Source organism: Phycisphaeraceae bacterium, assembly GCA_020639155.1.
Taxonomy (GTDB): Bacteria; Planctomycetota; Phycisphaerae; order Phycisphaerales; family UBA1924; genus JACKHF01.
This window is the reverse complement of sequence record JACKHF010000001.1, coordinates 1,585,988-1,602,382: the sequence shown is the minus strand read 5'-3', so window position 1 is coordinate 1,602,382 and position 16,395 is coordinate 1,585,988. Positions and strand designations below refer to the sequence as shown.

General features: G+C 56.5%; 16 protein-coding genes. 13 read left to right on the top strand and 3 right to left on the bottom strand.

The window, feature by feature from the left end; genetic code table 11:
• The first annotated feature begins 83 nt into the window (after positions 1 to 83).
• Genes H6815_06765 through H6815_06745 form a run of 5 tightly spaced genes read left to right on the top strand, consistent with a single transcriptional unit; the run spans position 84 to position 4,027 of the window.
• Complete coding sequence (locus tag H6815_06765; protein ID MCB9860141.1) at positions 84 to 671, top strand: hypothetical protein; 588 nt, start codon at positions 84 to 86, stop codon at positions 669 to 671.
• 20 nt (positions 672 to 691) lie between these two features.
• Entirely contained in the window at positions 692 to 1,420 is a 729-nt protein-coding gene (locus H6815_06760; GenBank protein MCB9860140.1) for a phosphatase PAP2 family protein, read from the top strand.
• Between the two features lie 43 nt (positions 1,421 to 1,463).
• On the top strand, positions 1,464 to 2,621 hold the full coding sequence (locus H6815_06755; GenBank protein ID MCB9860139.1) for an LptF/LptG family permease: 1,158 nt from the start codon (positions 1,464 to 1,466) through the stop codon (positions 2,619 to 2,621).
• A gap of 18 nt (positions 2,622 to 2,639) precedes the next feature.
• Positions 2,640 to 3,149 carry a low molecular weight phosphotyrosine protein phosphatase gene (locus H6815_06750; GenBank protein ID MCB9860138.1) on the top strand — a complete coding sequence of 170 codons (510 nt, stop codon included), beginning with the start codon at positions 2,640 to 2,642 and terminating at the stop codon, positions 3,147 to 3,149.
• Positions 3,146 to 4,027, top strand: a complete 882-nt coding sequence (locus tag H6815_06745) for an NAD(P)H-hydrate dehydratase (protein ID MCB9860137.1) — start codon at positions 3,146 to 3,148, stop codon at positions 4,025 to 4,027. The genes H6815_06750 and H6815_06745 overlap by 4 nt, the downstream gene beginning before the upstream one ends.
• Before the next feature lie 64 nt (positions 4,028 to 4,091).
• On the opposite strand, the gene H6815_06740 is transcribed toward H6815_06745, so the two are convergent.
• Both H6815_06740 and H6815_06735 read right to left on the bottom strand, forming a co-directional pair.
• Positions 4,092 to 5,474 (bottom strand): S1 RNA-binding domain-containing protein, encoded by a 1,383-nt coding sequence (locus H6815_06740; GenBank protein ID MCB9860136.1) that lies wholly within the window; start codon positions 5,472 to 5,474, stop codon positions 4,092 to 4,094.
• 216 nt (positions 5,475 to 5,690) lie between these two features.
• Complete coding sequence (locus tag H6815_06735; protein MCB9860135.1) at positions 5,691 to 6,395, bottom strand: LON peptidase substrate-binding domain-containing protein; 705 nt, start codon at positions 6,393 to 6,395, stop codon at positions 5,691 to 5,693.
• Positions 6,396 to 6,746: 351 nt separating this feature from the next.
• On the opposite strand from H6815_06735, the gene H6815_06730 reads away from it, so the two are divergent.
• The 8 genes from H6815_06730 (at position 6,747) to H6815_06695 (ending at position 16,084) form a co-directional block, all read left to right on the top strand.
• Entirely contained in the window at positions 6,747 to 8,504 is a 1,758-nt protein-coding gene (locus H6815_06730; protein ID MCB9860134.1) for a hypothetical protein, read from the top strand.
• 160 nt (positions 8,505 to 8,664) lie between these two features.
• Positions 8,665 to 9,495, top strand: coding sequence for a dihydropteroate synthase (gene folP, locus H6815_06725; protein ID MCB9860133.1), 831 nt, complete (start codon positions 8,665 to 8,667; stop codon positions 9,493 to 9,495).
• A 202-nt stretch (positions 9,496 to 9,697) separates the two neighbouring features.
• Complete coding sequence (trxA, locus tag H6815_06720) at positions 9,698 to 10,027, top strand: thioredoxin (GenBank protein ID MCB9860132.1); 330 nt, start codon at positions 9,698 to 9,700, stop codon at positions 10,025 to 10,027.
• 74 nt (positions 10,028 to 10,101) lie between these two features.
• Entirely contained in the window at positions 10,102 to 11,172 is a 1,071-nt protein-coding gene (locus H6815_06715; protein ID MCB9860131.1) for a Gfo/Idh/MocA family oxidoreductase, read from the top strand.
• A gap of 87 nt (positions 11,173 to 11,259) precedes the next feature.
• The gene (gene scpB, locus H6815_06710; GenBank protein MCB9860130.1) at positions 11,260 to 12,036 is read left to right on the top strand and encodes an SMC-Scp complex subunit ScpB; all 777 of its coding nucleotides are present in this window, start codon (positions 11,260 to 11,262) and stop codon (positions 12,034 to 12,036) included.
• Positions 12,005 to 13,243 (top strand): DUF58 domain-containing protein, encoded by a 1,239-nt coding sequence (locus H6815_06705; protein ID MCB9860129.1) that lies wholly within the window; start codon positions 12,005 to 12,007, stop codon positions 13,241 to 13,243. The genes scpB and H6815_06705 overlap by 32 nt, the downstream gene beginning before the upstream one ends.
• Entirely contained in the window at positions 13,240 to 15,411 is a 2,172-nt protein-coding gene (locus tag H6815_06700; protein MCB9860128.1) for a DUF3488 domain-containing protein, read from the top strand. The genes H6815_06705 and H6815_06700 overlap by 4 nt, the downstream gene beginning before the upstream one ends.
• A gap of 49 nt (positions 15,412 to 15,460) precedes the next feature.
• Positions 15,461 to 16,084: a UbiX family flavin prenyltransferase gene (locus H6815_06695; GenBank protein MCB9860127.1), complete on the top strand. Its 624-nt coding sequence runs from the start codon at positions 15,461 to 15,463 to the stop codon at positions 16,082 to 16,084.
• A gap of 3 nt (positions 16,085 to 16,087) precedes the next feature.
• Here H6815_06695 and H6815_06690 read toward each other — a convergent pair whose 3' ends face one another.
• On the bottom strand, positions 16,088 to 16,360 hold the full coding sequence (locus tag H6815_06690; GenBank protein ID MCB9860126.1) for a hypothetical protein: 273 nt from the start codon (positions 16,358 to 16,360) through the stop codon (positions 16,088 to 16,090).
• Positions 16,361 to 16,395: the final 35 nt, after the last annotated feature.

Below are 16,395 nucleotides of genomic sequence, written 5' to 3'. Positions count from 1 at the left end.
TGAAGACCCCAAGAGAGAAGAGAGACATGCAAAGACAGAGCTTTGTCGCTGACGCTTCGGCGGTAGTGGCGTGTTCCATAGCTATGTGTACGGCGCAAGCGCAGACAACCTACACACTCGACGACGGATCGGGCAACATCAACATCGGACCGACGTTTACTGCGGAGATGCTCTGGGGCAACTACTTCTACACACAACCCGGCGCGAATGTCATTACTGAGGTGCAGATCGGATTCGGATCGTACGCAGTCGGCGCGCCGGTCACGCTATATGTCTTTGACGATCCCGACATGAATGGTGACCCCGGCAACGCCATCCCGCTCGCAACAGTGTCGGGCCTGACCGCAAGCACAGGTCAGACTGGATTCGAGTCGTATTCCATACCAGACACATCTGTCTCCGGTGCATTCTTCGTTGCTGCAATGGTGCCCGTAACACCACCCGATGATCGTCCAGCACGACTGGATCCGCAGAGCCCGGGAAATCAGTCGTGGTTCTTTGCTGATGGCACAATCGATCCGTCGAATCTTGGCGCATCACCATTCATTCTTCGAATGGATCAGGCACCGTTCCCCGGCGCATGGATGGTGCGTGCTGTTGCTGTACCATCGCCGGGCATGGGTGCGATGCTTGGATTCGCTGGATTCTCAGCCGTGCGCAGGAGAAGGTGAACAGACCTAGCATCCCACGCATGGCATCGCAATTGAACACAACCAGTCCTTGCACTCGTGCCCTCGCCAGCACGGGACCAGGCACATTACGAGAACGCCAGCACTCGCGTCTTCGCTGGGTGCTTGTGATCGCTGGTGCAGTGTTTGTGCTGCTGAGACTTGCTGATGCGTCGATCGTCAGGCTTGCGCACAATCCCGAGTACCATCGCAATGGTCTGCACACCGTGCTGTGGTCACTGGGCAGGATGGAAACATGGATCATCTTCTGCGCCGTCGCGCTGCTGTGTATCAATCGATTTGGTGATGTGCTCAAGCGGGAAGTCGCGTACCGACTCCGCGGCATCGTGCTCGGCGCATTTCTGAGCGCAGGTATCGCCGGACTGGTCGCTGAGTTGATAAAGCGTCTGATCGGACGTGAACGCCCAGTTGTCACCTACAACATTGAACAGGCGGGCTTCGAGGTCGTGACACGATACAAGCCGTTTTTGCACGGATTGACAGATGACTCCAATCTCGGATTTCCGTCAAGCCACGCGGCTGTCATCGCGGGCGCATCGCTTCTGATCGCTGCCCAGATCCCCCAGGCTCGGATTTGGGCAGTCATCGTCATCGCTATGGTCTGTTATCAGCGACTCGCCAGCAGCGCCCATTTCCCGACGGATATCCTCGGCGGGGTGCTGATCGGTGCGTTGAGCGCAGCATATATCAACAGCCGCATCGACGCCCTTGCCCCCGTCGGGTCGGATTGACGATAAGAGAGATCAGCCTGCCCAGCGAATATAGTTCCTGCAGATGAAGCTTCTCGATCGATACATCATCAAGCAGTACCTCTTTAATACCGTCGCGCTGATGTGCGTGCTGTTCTGCTTTATCATTGCAATTGATATATCGCTGAACATTGATCGTTTCCTCCGTCTTGCGAGCGATATTCTCCGTAAGAAGGGCGAGACCGACGCGATCGTTCCACGCGTCACACTCGCAGTTGGACTTATTGGCGATTTGTGGGGACCAAGGCTTTTCTCTCTCTACAACACGCTGCTCGGTGTTGTGCTCACTGCTGCAATGGGGTTCACCGTCACGCAGCTTGTGCGCCATCGCGAGCTTGTTGCCATGATCGCCAGCGGCCAGAGTCTGCATCGCGTGGTGCGCCCGTTTCTGATTGTTGCGATCGCGATGACAACGGTTGCAATAATCAACCAGGAGATATTTCTGCCAAAGGCAGCACCATTGCTGACACGAGATCCCGGTGAGGCCGGGTCCCGCACACTTGGCACGCAGGAAGGTCCACTCTCCGCCGATGGCCATAAGCGACTGTTCTATGCAAAGTCATTCGATGCCGACAAGGGCGAGTTGAACGGTGTGTATGTGCTTGAACGCACCGACAACGGCATGGGCAAGCGTCGCATCACTGCTGACCATGCCACGTGGGACAATGGCGCATGGGTGCTGACAAATGCAACCATCGATCGTCGTGTGGATGACTTTGATCCTTCCGAAACAACGGGCCAGCCAACGATTGACGCGCGCGCAACCGTGCCAGAACTCAGGCTCGGCACAGATCTTGATCCAACCGCGCTGCGCATCAGGCAGTACTCGGGCTATGCGCAGCATCTCTCGACGGCGCAGCTCGCTGCAATGCGTTCAACGCATGGCCAACTCAACACACATGTGCGGGATCGACTCGCAAGAGTGCAGTACGGCAGATTCGCGACAATGATCGCTACCGTGCTCGCGATGCTGCTCGTCATGCCGTTCTTCCTCAAGCGCGAGCCATCCGCTCTGATCTCGCATGTCGTCAAGGCAGCGCCAATCGCTGTTATCGCGATCATCGGGGCGATGCTTGGCACCGCGATTCCGATTCCCGGTGTGCCCGTTGCGATCTGCGCGTTTCTGCCGGTGATGGTGCTCGCGCCAATGACCATCGCCAGCCTGTCGGCCATGAAAACCTGATCGTTCTACACTGCACGCATGACCGAGCATTCTCCGATCCGTCTGCACGATGCGTCTCCCTTCGGCGTGCTGTTTGTGTGTCTTGGAAACATCTGCCGATCGCCCATCGCTGAGGGCGTCTTTATCCACGAGGCGCGCGAGCGAGGTATACTCGACCGGTTCGATATCGATTCCTGCGGCACGGGTGGTTGGCACGCTGGAGAGCGCGCAGACCCGCGCGCACGCGCAACCGCGAAGGCGCGCGGCATCGAACTCCCTTCCCTTGCGCGCAAGCTCAACCCGAAGAACGACTTTGATCGGTTCCATCTCATCCTGCCCATGGACCAACAGAACATGGACGATCTGCTGCGACTCGGCGCGCCAGCAGAGCGCGTCAGACTCATGCGATCGTTTGATGCGACAGCTGAACATCTCGCGGAGGTGCCAGACCCCTACTACGGCGGCGCGGAAGGGTTTGAGAACGTGTTTGATATGGTCCAGCGCGCATGCAAAGGACTGCTGGATGAGATGCTTCAACACAACACATGAACCACAGACCAAGCCAACTTCCATCTCTCCCCGCTCGCCCCACTAACGCGCACAAAGGCACGTTCGGCACGGTCGGTGTCATCGGCGGATGCGTCGGGAACGATGAGCAGCTGCGCATGATCGGTGCGCCGGTGCTCGCTGCGACCGCAGCTGCACGCACAGGATGCGGCCTCGTCAGACTCATCATGCCAGAGCCCCTGCTCATCGCGGGGCTCTCTCTGTGCACGAGCGCGACAGGGCTTGCGTTATCTCCCGACTCACTCTCATCGCGCGAGAAAACACTTACTCGCGCGATCGAAGACTGCGACGCGCTCGTCGTCGGCCCCGGGATAGGCGTGAACGAACTGACAACGCATGTGGTTTCGCGTGTCATCGCGCAGGATCGCACGCCAGTTGTGCTCGATGCGGACGGCCTGAACACACTCGCGACATTGCTCGGTCAATCTACCAGATCAAACGCCAGCATGGTCATTACGCCACACGCGGGCGAGTATCACAGGCTCGCAGCACCACTCAATATCACGCACGATCCGACTGATCCCGCGCAACGAACCGATGCTGCACAATCACTTGCTCAAGCCTTGTCGTGTGTTGTTGTTCTAAAAGGCCAGCACACTGTTGTTGCGGACGCAGATCGAACATGGACCTGCGAACGAGGGCATGTGTGCCTCGCAACGGGCGGCACGGGCGACGTGCTCTCCGGCATTATCGGATCATTGATCGCGCAGAGGATGGATCTCTATAACGCAGCGCGGCTCGGCGTGCACATCCACGCACTCGCTGGTGAACGCTGGGCAGAAACACACAATGCAGACTCCGGCCTGCTCGCGACAGAGTTGTGCGACTTGATACCACAGGTCATGCAGTCGTTGCGGTAAGAAATAAATAAAGCCCAGGGATTGCAACCCCTGGGCTTGTGTGTTCAAACTTCATCCTCTGCAGTTATCCCGGCAGTTTCAGATCGCCCAGACCCAGGCCGCCGCCGATGATCTCAAGCCCACCCTTGCCCTTATCCTTCTTTGACTTCGGATCAGACTTTGCCTTTTCACGCATGCGCCGGAGTGCTGGCGTTTCCTTGAGGATTTCCTCGCGTGAAGGGCCGGAATCCTCCTTGCCCTTGCGATTTGACTTCGGTGCTTCCTGCAGCGCTTTGATCGAAAGACTCATCCGTCGGGTCTGTGGATCGATCTTCAGCACCTTGCAGCGGACAACCTCGTCCGGCTTGACCACATCGGCAGCGTTATGCACACGACGATGCGCGATCTCTGAGATATGCACAAGGCCTTCAAGCCCCGGTGAGATCTCGACAAAGCACCCGAAGTCGACGATCGACTTCACCTTGCCGGTGACCTCATCGCCCTCGTTCACATCCTTCACAGCGGTGGAGAACGGGTCATCTGCGAGTTGCTTCATGCCGAGCGCGATGCGCTTCTCGTCCCAGTCGACCTTCAGCACCTGCACACGAACGGTCTGGCCTTCCTTCACAATCTTCTGGACAGCCTTCTCGCCAAACCCGATGCGATCGTGCGACAGATCGGAGATGTGGATAAGCCCGTCAACGCCGCCAAGATCCACGAACGCACCGAACGGCATGATCTTGCGAACAGTACCCTCGATCTCCTGACCCTCGTGCAAAGACTCTCGCAGTTTGTCTGCCTTCTCCTCGCGTTCCTTTGCAAGGATGGGCTTGCGCGAGAGCACGATGTTGCCTCGACCGCGACGATCGATGCGCTGCACCTGGCATGTCAGCTTCTGACCAACGAGTGGTTCAAAGTTCTCAATCCGCTCGAACGAGACCTGGCTCGCTGGCATGAACGCACGATGACCAGAGATCTCAAGCTCTATGCCACCCTTCACCACTGCAACAACCGGCGCTTCAACAACCTGGCCCTCCTGCAGCAGTTCCCAATCTGCTTTCTGCACAGCGCCGGGACGCACACAGATCAGCACGCTCTCCTTCTGATCGAAGCGCTCGACAACTACTTCGAGCTCGTCGCCCACCGCGGGCAGCTCTTCATCAGCCCAACCCTGTCGCGTGACAACACCGATCTCGCGCGGACCAAACTCAATGAACACATCCGTCGGCCCAACAGAGATGACCTTTCCCTTGCGATGTTCGCGACCGCCATGCACCACGCGCGGTCCACGGATTCCCTTTCGTGGCTCTGCTGGAGCAGCATCAAGATCCTTCATGGCGGCTTCGATCTGCGAGGCCATGTCTGAGGAGAGTTCCGCTGCTGTTTCTAGCGAGACAGCAGGCTGTGGCGCAGATGGGGTGATTGCATCGGAAGCGGGACGATCGTTTGCGGGCGTTGTGTCTGACATGTATGGAACTCGGACGCATGCTTGTGTGAACTGCTGGAAGTGGAAGGTGTGGGTGTTTCACCATCATGCATGCACAGTGCGTCGCGAACCTGTGCGTCTTCTCTTGCGTCTTCCGGCACGAAACCTCGACCAAAGTCTACGTGCGTTGAACCGCCAACGCGATCCAAACCACACCACATGAGCCATGGATGAATGAAAATGTGCGCACACGGGTGCTCAGTTCCAGCTCAGCCCCTTCGGCCAGTCACGGGCGCCCTGACGCTCTGCCATCCTGATAAGTCGGCCCAGTCGATGGAGTTCATACTCAACGATTCCCCAGCGTGCTGTCGCATCAGGTTCTGCCAGCAGCCGATACCGGATGGAGTCGTCAGTGAGCAGTGTAAACGAGGCAAGTTCCAATAATGCTGATGGAGGAATCGCATCATTTCTCACCCGTTCCAGGACCCATGAGGCTGCAGCCATCTTTGAGAGAGGCCCCTCACACAGCATGAGATCGAGCGCATCGCGCACCTCTGCCAACTGCTCATCGTCGTTGAACGGCAGACCAAGCGGCTCAAGCATAACAGTGCGATAGTTATTTCCCTCGTATTCCGTGGTTTCCTCGATAATACCAGCCCTGCAGATGCCTTGGAGAAGCAGGATGTAGTGCCCGTCCGGCTGGCGTTCGTGCTGCACAATTTGGGCAATACATGCCGCTTTACGCACAGGCGGATCGCCCACCACATCGATCTCGCCAGAGCCCGCGTATGTGGCAAGAGCAATCTGGCCCGCGCCATCTAACGCGCTGCTGACGAGCTGCTGGTACCGTGGCTCAACCACAGGTATTGGAGCGATCTGCTGCGGCAGCACGGCCACAGAACGAAACGGAAACATCGGCATTGGCCTGCCGAAGTTCACCTGGATGGAAATGCTTTCCTCCACGTGAAAGCGTATTCAGATCTGACGCAACTTGCGAGTTCATGCGGGTTTTCGTTGTATGCATCCCTACGAAGGAAGAATCATTTCGTTGTGATATTATTGGACTATACAATCTCTTCTTCACACTTTGCTCGGGCTGCTCTACGATCGTTCAACATCGATACATACGCACCAGCACCATGCTCCGGCAGAGGCTGGAAGACAGTTTGAGCACTTCCCAAGAAAAGGGTACGGGATACTCCCGAAAGCGCGTGCGAACCTCCAAGGTTCGATGCAGGATCCGCACTGTCAGGCGCACGTCGATATCAGCCAGAACACACATCCAACAGGGTTACAAACGCAAAGGGAAATGACATGACAACCGTCCGCAGACTGACATCAGTACCAACACTCAGCATCGCCATGCTTGTTCTGACCAGCGCTGGCAGCGCTCAGAGCCTGCCCGCTGCGCTGAACTACGTGTCCGCAGATGCTCCTGTTGTCTTCGCTATTCCGAGCATCGAGAACTTTGACGACAATGTCCGCACGTTCGTCGGCAGGTTCGGTGCCTTTGCAGACAACATGAACTTCGGCCCGCTCGACATGATGATGAATGCTGATGGGATCAACACATCCGGCACGCTCATCGCTGCAATGAACGAGGTTCCCAACGGCGAAGAGGGCAACGACAAGAACTTTATTGTGCTGGTTCCCGTTTCAAACTACAACACCTTCGCGAAGGGTGTCGGAGCAAATGCTGATGGTGTCGGGTCATTCGAGATCGAGGAAGGTCAGCCAGCGTACACAAGGAATCTTGGCAATGGATACGCGCTGCTCGCACCAACCGAGGAACTCGCGGCAAACTTCAAGGTTTCAAAGGACTCAGCGAAGTTCTTTTCAACACTCATCGGCACCAGCGGACTGTCTGTTGCAGACACAAGCGATGCCTTTGTGATTGCAAATCTTGAGGTCCTCAGACCGGTGCTGGAGCAGGGCGCCGAAGAGATGCACGACAGAATGAACGCGCAGATGGCAGTGGTTCCGAATGGCGAGCAGGTTGCAGACATGTATCACATGATTGCGAGCGCGATCGCACGTGACGGCAAGTCGTCAGTCATCGGTTTTGATGCGAACGACGCTGGGCTGCTGACACGCGCCACAGTCGGGTTCATGCCTGGATCCAAGTCTGCGTCGTACATGACATCAGGGTCGAATGCAAGCTCACTCATCAGCCATCTTCCAGACATGGAGTACATCGTCGCCTTTGCCAGCGACAACAGCGCGCCGGGCATCAAGCAGATGTGGAAGGATTATGGCGAGCTGAGCAAGCAAATGGCTGAAGACATGGAAGGCGGCGATCCCACTGAAGGTTTCAAGCCGATCATGGACGCAGTACAGAAGGCAGAAGGTTCTGCTATGGTCATTGGAACAAATCCCATTATCACAGCAGGCATGCTGGTCAACACGGTTTCATTCCTGAAGACAAGTGATCCCGATGGGTTCAGAAGCGCGTTCGGCGGCATCATCAAGCAACTTGAATCCATTGATGCCCCCGGCCTGACGATCAACTCGTCATTTACCAAGGGTGCAAAGGATGTCGGTGGCACCATGGTCGATACATGGAAGATCCAGCCGAAGTTTGATCCCAACTCACAGATGGGCGCACAGGCACCGATGGCGATGATGGGTCTGTTCGGACCCGCGGGCGGCCCGAACGGCCTTGTGGGTTCGGCAAAGAACGGTGTGGTTATGACCATGAGCAGCAACTCACGACTCATGCAGCAGGCCCTCGACGCGGCGAACAGTGGCGGCCAGTTCGGTACCGATGAACTCACCAGAAAGGTTGGCAACGCGCTACCGTCCAATCGATTCTTCGAGGGATACTTCAGCCTGAAGGACACATGGGCAATGGCGGAAAACGCTGCAGCAATGATGGGTGGGCTGCCATTCGACTTCGATATGCCGGAAAACACGCCGCCGATCGGGTTCGGTGTCGGAGCAGGTGACGACACCATGGCCATGGGATTGTTTATCCCGAACCAGTTGTTTGATCTCATCATGGCTGCCCAGCAGCAGATGGGTATGGGTGGCGGATTCGATGAAAACGCAGATGAGGATGGCGGACGGTTCTAAGTGCCTTTCGGGCAATCCATGTGACACAACTCCACTGCGGGGCAACGATGGAGACATCTGCCCCGCATTTTCGTTGTTGGAGCGCATCATCTCAGAACATCCATATCCACGCTGGTTGTGCGCACACGGACTGACGATCCCGCTCGATCGTCCGCGCGTCATGGGTATTCTCAATGCAACGCCGGACAGCTTTTCAGATGGCGGCGCTTTCCTGCGTGTTGATGCAGCAGTTGAGCACGCACTGCAGATGATCGACGAGGGCGCTGACATCATCGACGTTGGTGGCGAATCAACACGACCGGGCGCAGTACGTGTCAGCGACTCCGAGCAGATTGGAAGAACGATTCCGATTATCAAGCAGCTGCGCAGTTACGATGTTGCTGTTTCTATTGACACCACTCGATCATTGGTTGCACAGGAAGCTGTGAGAGCTGGTGCCCACATCATCAATGACGTATCCGGCGGCACGGAAGATCCCGAGATTCTTCGTGTTGCTGCGGAGACTAGTGCTGGACTTGTATTGATGCATCGCCTCAGACCGCCCGACGAGGACTCATACTCGGATCAGTACACCGTTTCACCGACATATGAGAATGTTGTCAATGATGTTTGCGATGCCCTTTCAGCGATGGCGCAGAACGCGATGGATGCTGGTGTTGATCCGCAGTGCATCGTTCTAGACCCAGGGCTTGGGTTTGGGAAGACTGTTGAGCAGAATCTGACACTGATCACAGGAACGCCCATGATTGCCTCACTCGGCTATCCGGTCCTGAGTGGGCTGAGTCGCAAAAGCTTTGTTGGACGTGTCAGCATAGGACTGACACCCGACCGTCCCGTACCAGCCCCACACGAACGGCTTGCCGGAACTGTCGCGCTCACGGTGTTGCATGCACTGCATGGGGCTTCTGTTTTTCGTGTGCATGATGTGAAGCGAGTTCTCGAAGCATTATCCGCCACTCTCACAGCGCAACGCCTACGGAAAATCCCCTGAAATGATAAGTGACACAGCGTATGAGGATGTGGAAGAACGGACGTTTTTGGCATTCCTCACAGAACTGCCGACACTTGCAAACTGGTAACCTAGAGTTCGTGCCGCGACGCACCCCGTCACGTTCCATGACACGATCTCATCCAAGGGTCGGTACATGACACGCTGGCAGCGTCGCCAGCACGATTGAAGGAGTCTGATTCCAATGGCAAGTGAGAAAGTAAAAGAGTTCACGAACGAGAACTTTCAGGCAGAGGTGCTCAACGCCGACAAGCCCGTGCTTGTCGATTTCTGGGCAGAATGGTGTCAGCCGTGCAGAATGCTCTCGCCAACCATCGACGATCTTGCAGACGAGTTTGATGGCAAGGCAAGCATCGGCAAGGTGAACACCGAGAGTGCTCAGCAGATCGCAATGGAATATGGTGTGATGTCCATACCTACTGTCATTCTTTTCAAGGATGGCAAGCCGGTAAAGCAGTTTGTTGGGCTTCGCGGCAAGGCGGACTTTGTAAACGCACTGAACGAACTGGTGTAATACGCACACACTCCCAGCGGTGTGTTTGTGTGCCCGCTGAGAGTTCACTTGAAACACATCGGAGTGATGTCCTGATGTCAGATGCCACGTCAGCGGATCGGTTTGGTGGGCGCAAGCTTCGATGCGCCGCAGTCGGTGTTGGCCGAATGGGCCGCCATCACGCGCGCGTGTACTCACAACTCTCCCATGTCGATCTTGTCGGCGTGCTTGATGCCAATGTCGAGCAGTGCGAGTACATGGCAGAACAATACAACACAAAGGCGCTGCGATCGCTTGATGAGTTGCTCGATATGGATGTCGACGCGGTCAGCATTGCTGTGCCGACAATCTATCACAAGGATACCGCGGTGCCGCTACTCAACAAGGGTGTGGCCTGCCTGATCGAAAAACCGCTTGCGCAGGATGCGCAAACCGCCTCGATTATCAAAGCGGCTGCAGACAAATCAGGCGCGGTGCTGATGGTCGGGCATATTGAGCGATTCAACCCCATCATGCGTGCGATGCAGCGCGCGACAGCCGGCGGCAGCGACATCCGTGCACGATTCATCCAGGTGCATCGCGTCAGCCCGATGACATTCCGCTCGGTTGATATTGGCGTGGTCATGGACATGATGATCCACGACCTTGATGTGGTGCTGATGCTGATGGGCGGTCAGGAACCGTCCAGCATCAAGGCAGCAGGTGTCGCCGTCCTGACTGACAACGAGGACATGTGTCAGGCGTGGCTGGAGTTTGATCGTCCCTACGGCAAGTGCGTCGCGAACCTGTCCGCATCGCGCCTCGCACTCAAGACCGATCGCGTCGCTCGTATCCATGGCGACACCGGATATATCAAGATCGATTACGCCGCCAAAACCGGGCAGATCATCCGCCGCACAGCAAATGAGATCCAGTTGCGAGAGGTTGCTGATCAGCTCCGCGAGGGTGCCGACCTGACTGACATGAAGTGGGACCAACTCGTGAATGTTGAGGAACTTCAGATCGACAGTGGCGAGCCCATTGTGACCGAGATTGAGGAGTTTCTTGACGCAGTCCGCACCGGTCGCAGACCATCAGTGGATGCAGAAGCAGGGCTTGTGAATGTGCGCACTGCTGAGCGCATCGTGGAAGCCATCCGCGAGGTACAACCGACACGGGTCGACTGATGCCGCATCTCTGGCGTTGAAATCATCAACCGAATACTGTGACATTGCTCAACGGAGCGCAATCGAACCGACAGATGAGGATCGGGCGTGCCTGCATTGAAAGAACCAGAGTTAGACACCGTTGCATCCGCTGCTTCCGAGTCACCGGGAGTTGATCTGCCAATGCACTCACTTGTCGAAGCGATGGTGCTGTCGATGGACAAGCCGCTAAACATCGGCAAAATCGCGCAGGCGCTCGCCCATTGCGGTGCAATCGAAACTGCTGACGATCCAGCAATCCCCACAAAAATCGAGAAGATCGTTGCAATGCTCAACGATTCCTATAAGAAAGAGCAGCGGGCGTTCCGGATTGAGCAGGTCGCTGGCGGATACCGAGTCATGACGCGGGCAGAGTTTGCCGCTGCGGTGATGGCACTACATCAATCCCGCTCCTCGAATCGTCTGAGCAAGCCCGCGATGGAGACGCTCGCTGTCGTCGCGTATCGCCAGCCGGTCACTCGGGCAACGCTCGAAGCAATCCGCGGGGTTGCCTGCGGCGAGACCCTGAAGACGCTTATGGACAAACGCCTCGTGACCATCAGGGGAAGAGCCGAGGAACTGGGGCGCCCCATGCTCTACGGGACGACAAAGGAGTTTCTCGACCTCTTTGGGCTGGCATCACTTAAGGATCTGCCCGATGTGGCGGATCTGGCCCCGCCAGAGCCACGAATCGAACCAGTGAAGGAAGTGAAGCATCAGGAGACGAATGATGCTCCCAGCGACACCCCCGACACTGCCATCGCATCTGAAGCAGTGAGCGAACAAACCGGGGACAGCACGGGTTCAGAGACTGATGGCCAGATTGACACGAATACCAGCGAGTGAACTGATCACGAGCCCTCCGGGCGCGGTGGCACTCTCGTCTGGTAAACGCAGGTCGCACATCGAAGCGTCGATTATCCTGTACATCTTTATCGCAACGATCATTGCTGTTGGCGCGATCAACTCACAGAACAACCTGCTGTTTGCTGCGTTCGGGCTTGCAATTGGTGTCGTGGTCGTATCCGGACTCGTCAGCGGGCCCGCACTGATGTCGCTCGATATCGTGCGTCTGCGCCCCACGGAAGCATCTCCCGGCGAACCAACGACCATTGTGTACAAGCTGCACAACCGCTCGCGGTTTCTTCCCGCGTTTGCTGTGCAGATCACCGAGCGCGGTCTCTCGCTGAAAGACGCAACTGGAAATGGAAACATCTCCGTCAAACGCTGGCGCAGACCAATCGGGTTTGTTTCCCATGTTGGTCCGGGTCAAACCGTCGAGGTTCGCGTGGTCATCTGGCCAGCCCATCGCGGCGAGTATGATCTTGTTGGTGTGCGCCTCATGACACGCTTCCCTTTCGGGATTCTGCGCAAGTCCATCGATGTTGATCTTCCCGGAAAACTGACTGTTCTTCCGCTCGTGCTGCGCATGCGTGACAACGTGCGCCAGCAACTCGGATTGCACCGCACACGCACCGCTACGGCGTCAAACAAACCTGGAGGGAGCGACGAGTTCTTTGGTGTGCGCGAATATCGCGCGGGAGACCCGCTGCGAACAGTCTCGTGGAAAGCGAGCGCACGCGCCAATCAGCTCCGAATCATTCAGCGCTCGCGATCGACATCCGATCGAATGACGATCCTGCTCGATCTGTCCGGCATCAACCCAGTGACAGATTGGGCGCGTGCCGAACAGGCGATCTGCCTGGCTGCCTCACTCGCAGCCGACCGCATTGGTGCTGCGAGTGCGGTCGCGCTGCAGGTACCGGCACAGGGCGTCTCGCTGCGCTCCGGTTCCGGTCCTGGTCAACTCCAGCGGATACTGCGTTCTCTCGCTCTCATCGATATCCGCAAACCAAAGACTCCCACCACAACCCACGAGGATGTACACCAAGCAGATCCCGTTGTACGTCTCTGTGCACGGGCAGGAACAGGCTCGACGCAGGAACAGATTGTGCTCGATGCGCAGACTGCTTTTCCTTCGTTAGTTGACACAAAGGATGCGCCTGAAGCGCTGGTTGACACGGTTAGAGCAGAGACGAGGGCGCCCGCATGATTCGCGCATCCCGCATCATGACGCTTGTGACCGCGTGCTTTGCGATGCTGACCTTTGCTGCAGCCGAGCTTGAGCCAGCAATCGCTCTCATTGGCATACCCGCAGGCATCATCGCGTGGGCACTCCGCCAGCGGAGTAACCGATCGGTGGTGCCGAGGATGTTCATCAACCTGATCATCTTCGCGCTGGTCGGGTACGCCGTTCGCGATGCGTGGCTGAACGCGATTACAGTATCACAGGTCGGGCTCCTCATTATCTCGCTGCTGATTGTGAAGCTGTTTGATCGTGCATCATCGCGAGACGAATCGCAGGTGCTGATGCTGTCTGTGTTTCTGGTGATTGGCTCGATGCTGCAATCCGTCGGATTGGTCGTCGGGCTGATGTCTCTGCTTTTCATTCCGACCGGCGTTGTCGCGATCATGCTGCATCAAATGGCTGCAGGCAGCGAAGCCGCGGCAGTTTCGATGAAAACACCATCGCACGCACGGCGAGCGTTCACCACGCCTGATCCCGCTCTCGGCACGCGGTCATGGAGACACTTCGCAAGACTCTGCACAGGTGCTGTCACGGTAATTGTGTGTATCGGTGTTGCTGTCTTTGTGCTGTTCCCACGAGGCATCGGCGCCAACATGTTCGGCACGATCGGAAATGCTGCGCAACAATCGACCGGGTTCTCAGATGACGTTGATCTGATCGGGCTGAGTGGGATTTCACAATCAGATCAGGTTGTCATGAGTGTGCAAATGCTCGACGAACGCGGAACCAATATTGGGAGAGAGGGTCAGGCGCATTATCTGCGTGGAGCAATCCTGACACAGTACGCCAATGGCAAGTGGACTGGAGAGCCATCAGGGACCGGAGAGATCGTCCTTCGAACCAACAAACCCGAAACAACAACAGCACCGCTAAGCATCGGCTTGGGATCTCGCATTCGCCAGACTGTTCAGTTGTTTGGGCCTGCTTCCCACAACACATACATCTTTGCATTATACAGACCCTCTCTTCTTACGCTCAAGGAGCCACGAGAAGTTCGATACTCCGAAACATCCGGCAGGTTGATCGCATTTAATCTTGGACACTCTGCTTCATACACCGTGGAGAGCTTTGTACCATCGGTTACGCACGACTCGGAACTCTTTGACTTTGCAAGACGACCTGAATTGGGCTTTGAGCGCTCCCTTGCACACGTTCGCGCAATGGAAGTGCTTGATCGCGCAGCGCTCGATGCCGATCTGGCATGGAGATCGCCCGCGCAGCGGGTCGCAGCCGCAACCGCAGTTCGCAACTATTTGCGCACTTCGTTCAACTATTCGCTCATTCCACCCACGATTTACGATGGCACTGACCCGATCGACTGGTTTCTGGAGAATGGTACAGAAGCGCACTGCGAGTTCTTCGCATCGTGCATGACCGCAATGTGTCGGAGTCTTGGCATTCCAGCACGCATGGTGACCGGTTATGTTGCCGCTGAGTGGAATGGCGCGTCAAAGTCATACACTGTTCGCGCGTCCAATGCGCACGCGTGGGTTGAGGTGCTTGGGGCGGAAGGTGAGTGGGTCACAATGGATCCAACTCCCCCAGCGGACTTTGTTCGGCTTCATCAACCTCCGCCCAGCATGTTCCGCAACCTGCGTCAGTTGCTCGATTCGATTAATCGATTCTGGGTGATGTCGGTCATGTCATTTGGCGAGCGAGGAACTGCAACTGAAAACCAGGGCCAGTGGTTCCAGCGGATCGCTGAGGAGGTCGAAGCACAGGAATATCAAAGCGGGAGATCCCTGCTCAACGTGATGCTCAGGTGGTTGACGCCGTTCATTCTCGGCGTTGCACTGCTTGTTCTGGCATTGCAGATATATCGCGGCAGATCGTGGCGATCAGTCTTTGGCTTGTTCGGCCAAGCAGATCCCTACGCTGGGCTGCTGCCAGCATATCCGAAGCTGCTGCGTGTGCTGGCAAAGCGTCGGGTTCCCAAGCCCATGTGGCGATCTCCGATGGATCACGCGAACGCGATCAGGCATCTTGATCCTGCAGCCGCATCAGCGCTCGACGTCATATCGCAGATGTACTATGGCATCCGCTTCGGAAACCGCACAATCGATGTGGAAGACGTGCGACGAGCTGGAGAAATTGTCAAGCAGCTCGCAGCATCTCCCGCAATCCATCAATGACCAGCAAAGTTTGCCTCACAGTCCAATCTTATGACACTAGGATAACGCGATGACTGGTACCTCACGTACATTTGTTCTAGGTATCTCGGGCGCATCTGGCGCTTCGTATGCCATGCGCTTACTTGATCTTTTGCTTGCGGATGGATACAAAGTCCATCTCGTCGCGACAGATTTCGGCAGGCGATTGCTCGCGGATGAACTCAATATATCACGTGCTGACTTTGACGGGTTTCTACCTCATCTGCCTCTGGTGCAGACATCAAGCTTGCTCGATCAGATCCGGACGAACCTGATATGCCATCCCCACAAGGATGTTGGTGCAGTGATTGCGTCAGGAAGCTTCCTCCATGACGGCATGGTTGTGCTTCCGTTGTCAAGCCAGTCTCTGGGTGCAATCGCATCGGGTGCTGGTTCGAATCTGCTCGTTCGCGCTGCACATGTGACCCTCAAGGAACGGCGGCCTCTGATACTCTGCCATCGCGAGATGCCATTGAATCTCATCGACATTGAAAACATGCGCACACTGGCACTGGCTGGCGCGATCATGTGCTCACCAAACCCGGGGTTCTATCTCAAGCCGCAGCGCATTGAGGACATCATCGACTTTGTCGTTGGCAAGGTGCTTGATCTGTTGAAGGTGCCGCACACACTTGCCATACGGTGGCAGGGCTAACTATCAACCAATATCTTCCGGGTGCTGGATGACACGTACATTCCGTCGTCCTTCATCTCTGGTCTCACTCCCACTGAACACACTCGACAGCTTTCGCCATCCCATGCTGAGAAGCACAAGGATCGCAGCGATCACCATCAGCGGCAGAAGAACGAAGACAAACAACGCTATTCCGATGACAAGTGCCACCAGCAGAATAGTCAGGACAAGAACCCGCATCAGGAAACGGGAGATCGGCGACTGTCCCGGAGTAAGTTGGATGACGCGCTGCTCCACGAGAGATCATAGTTCCATTGTGCAGAGGCTCACCA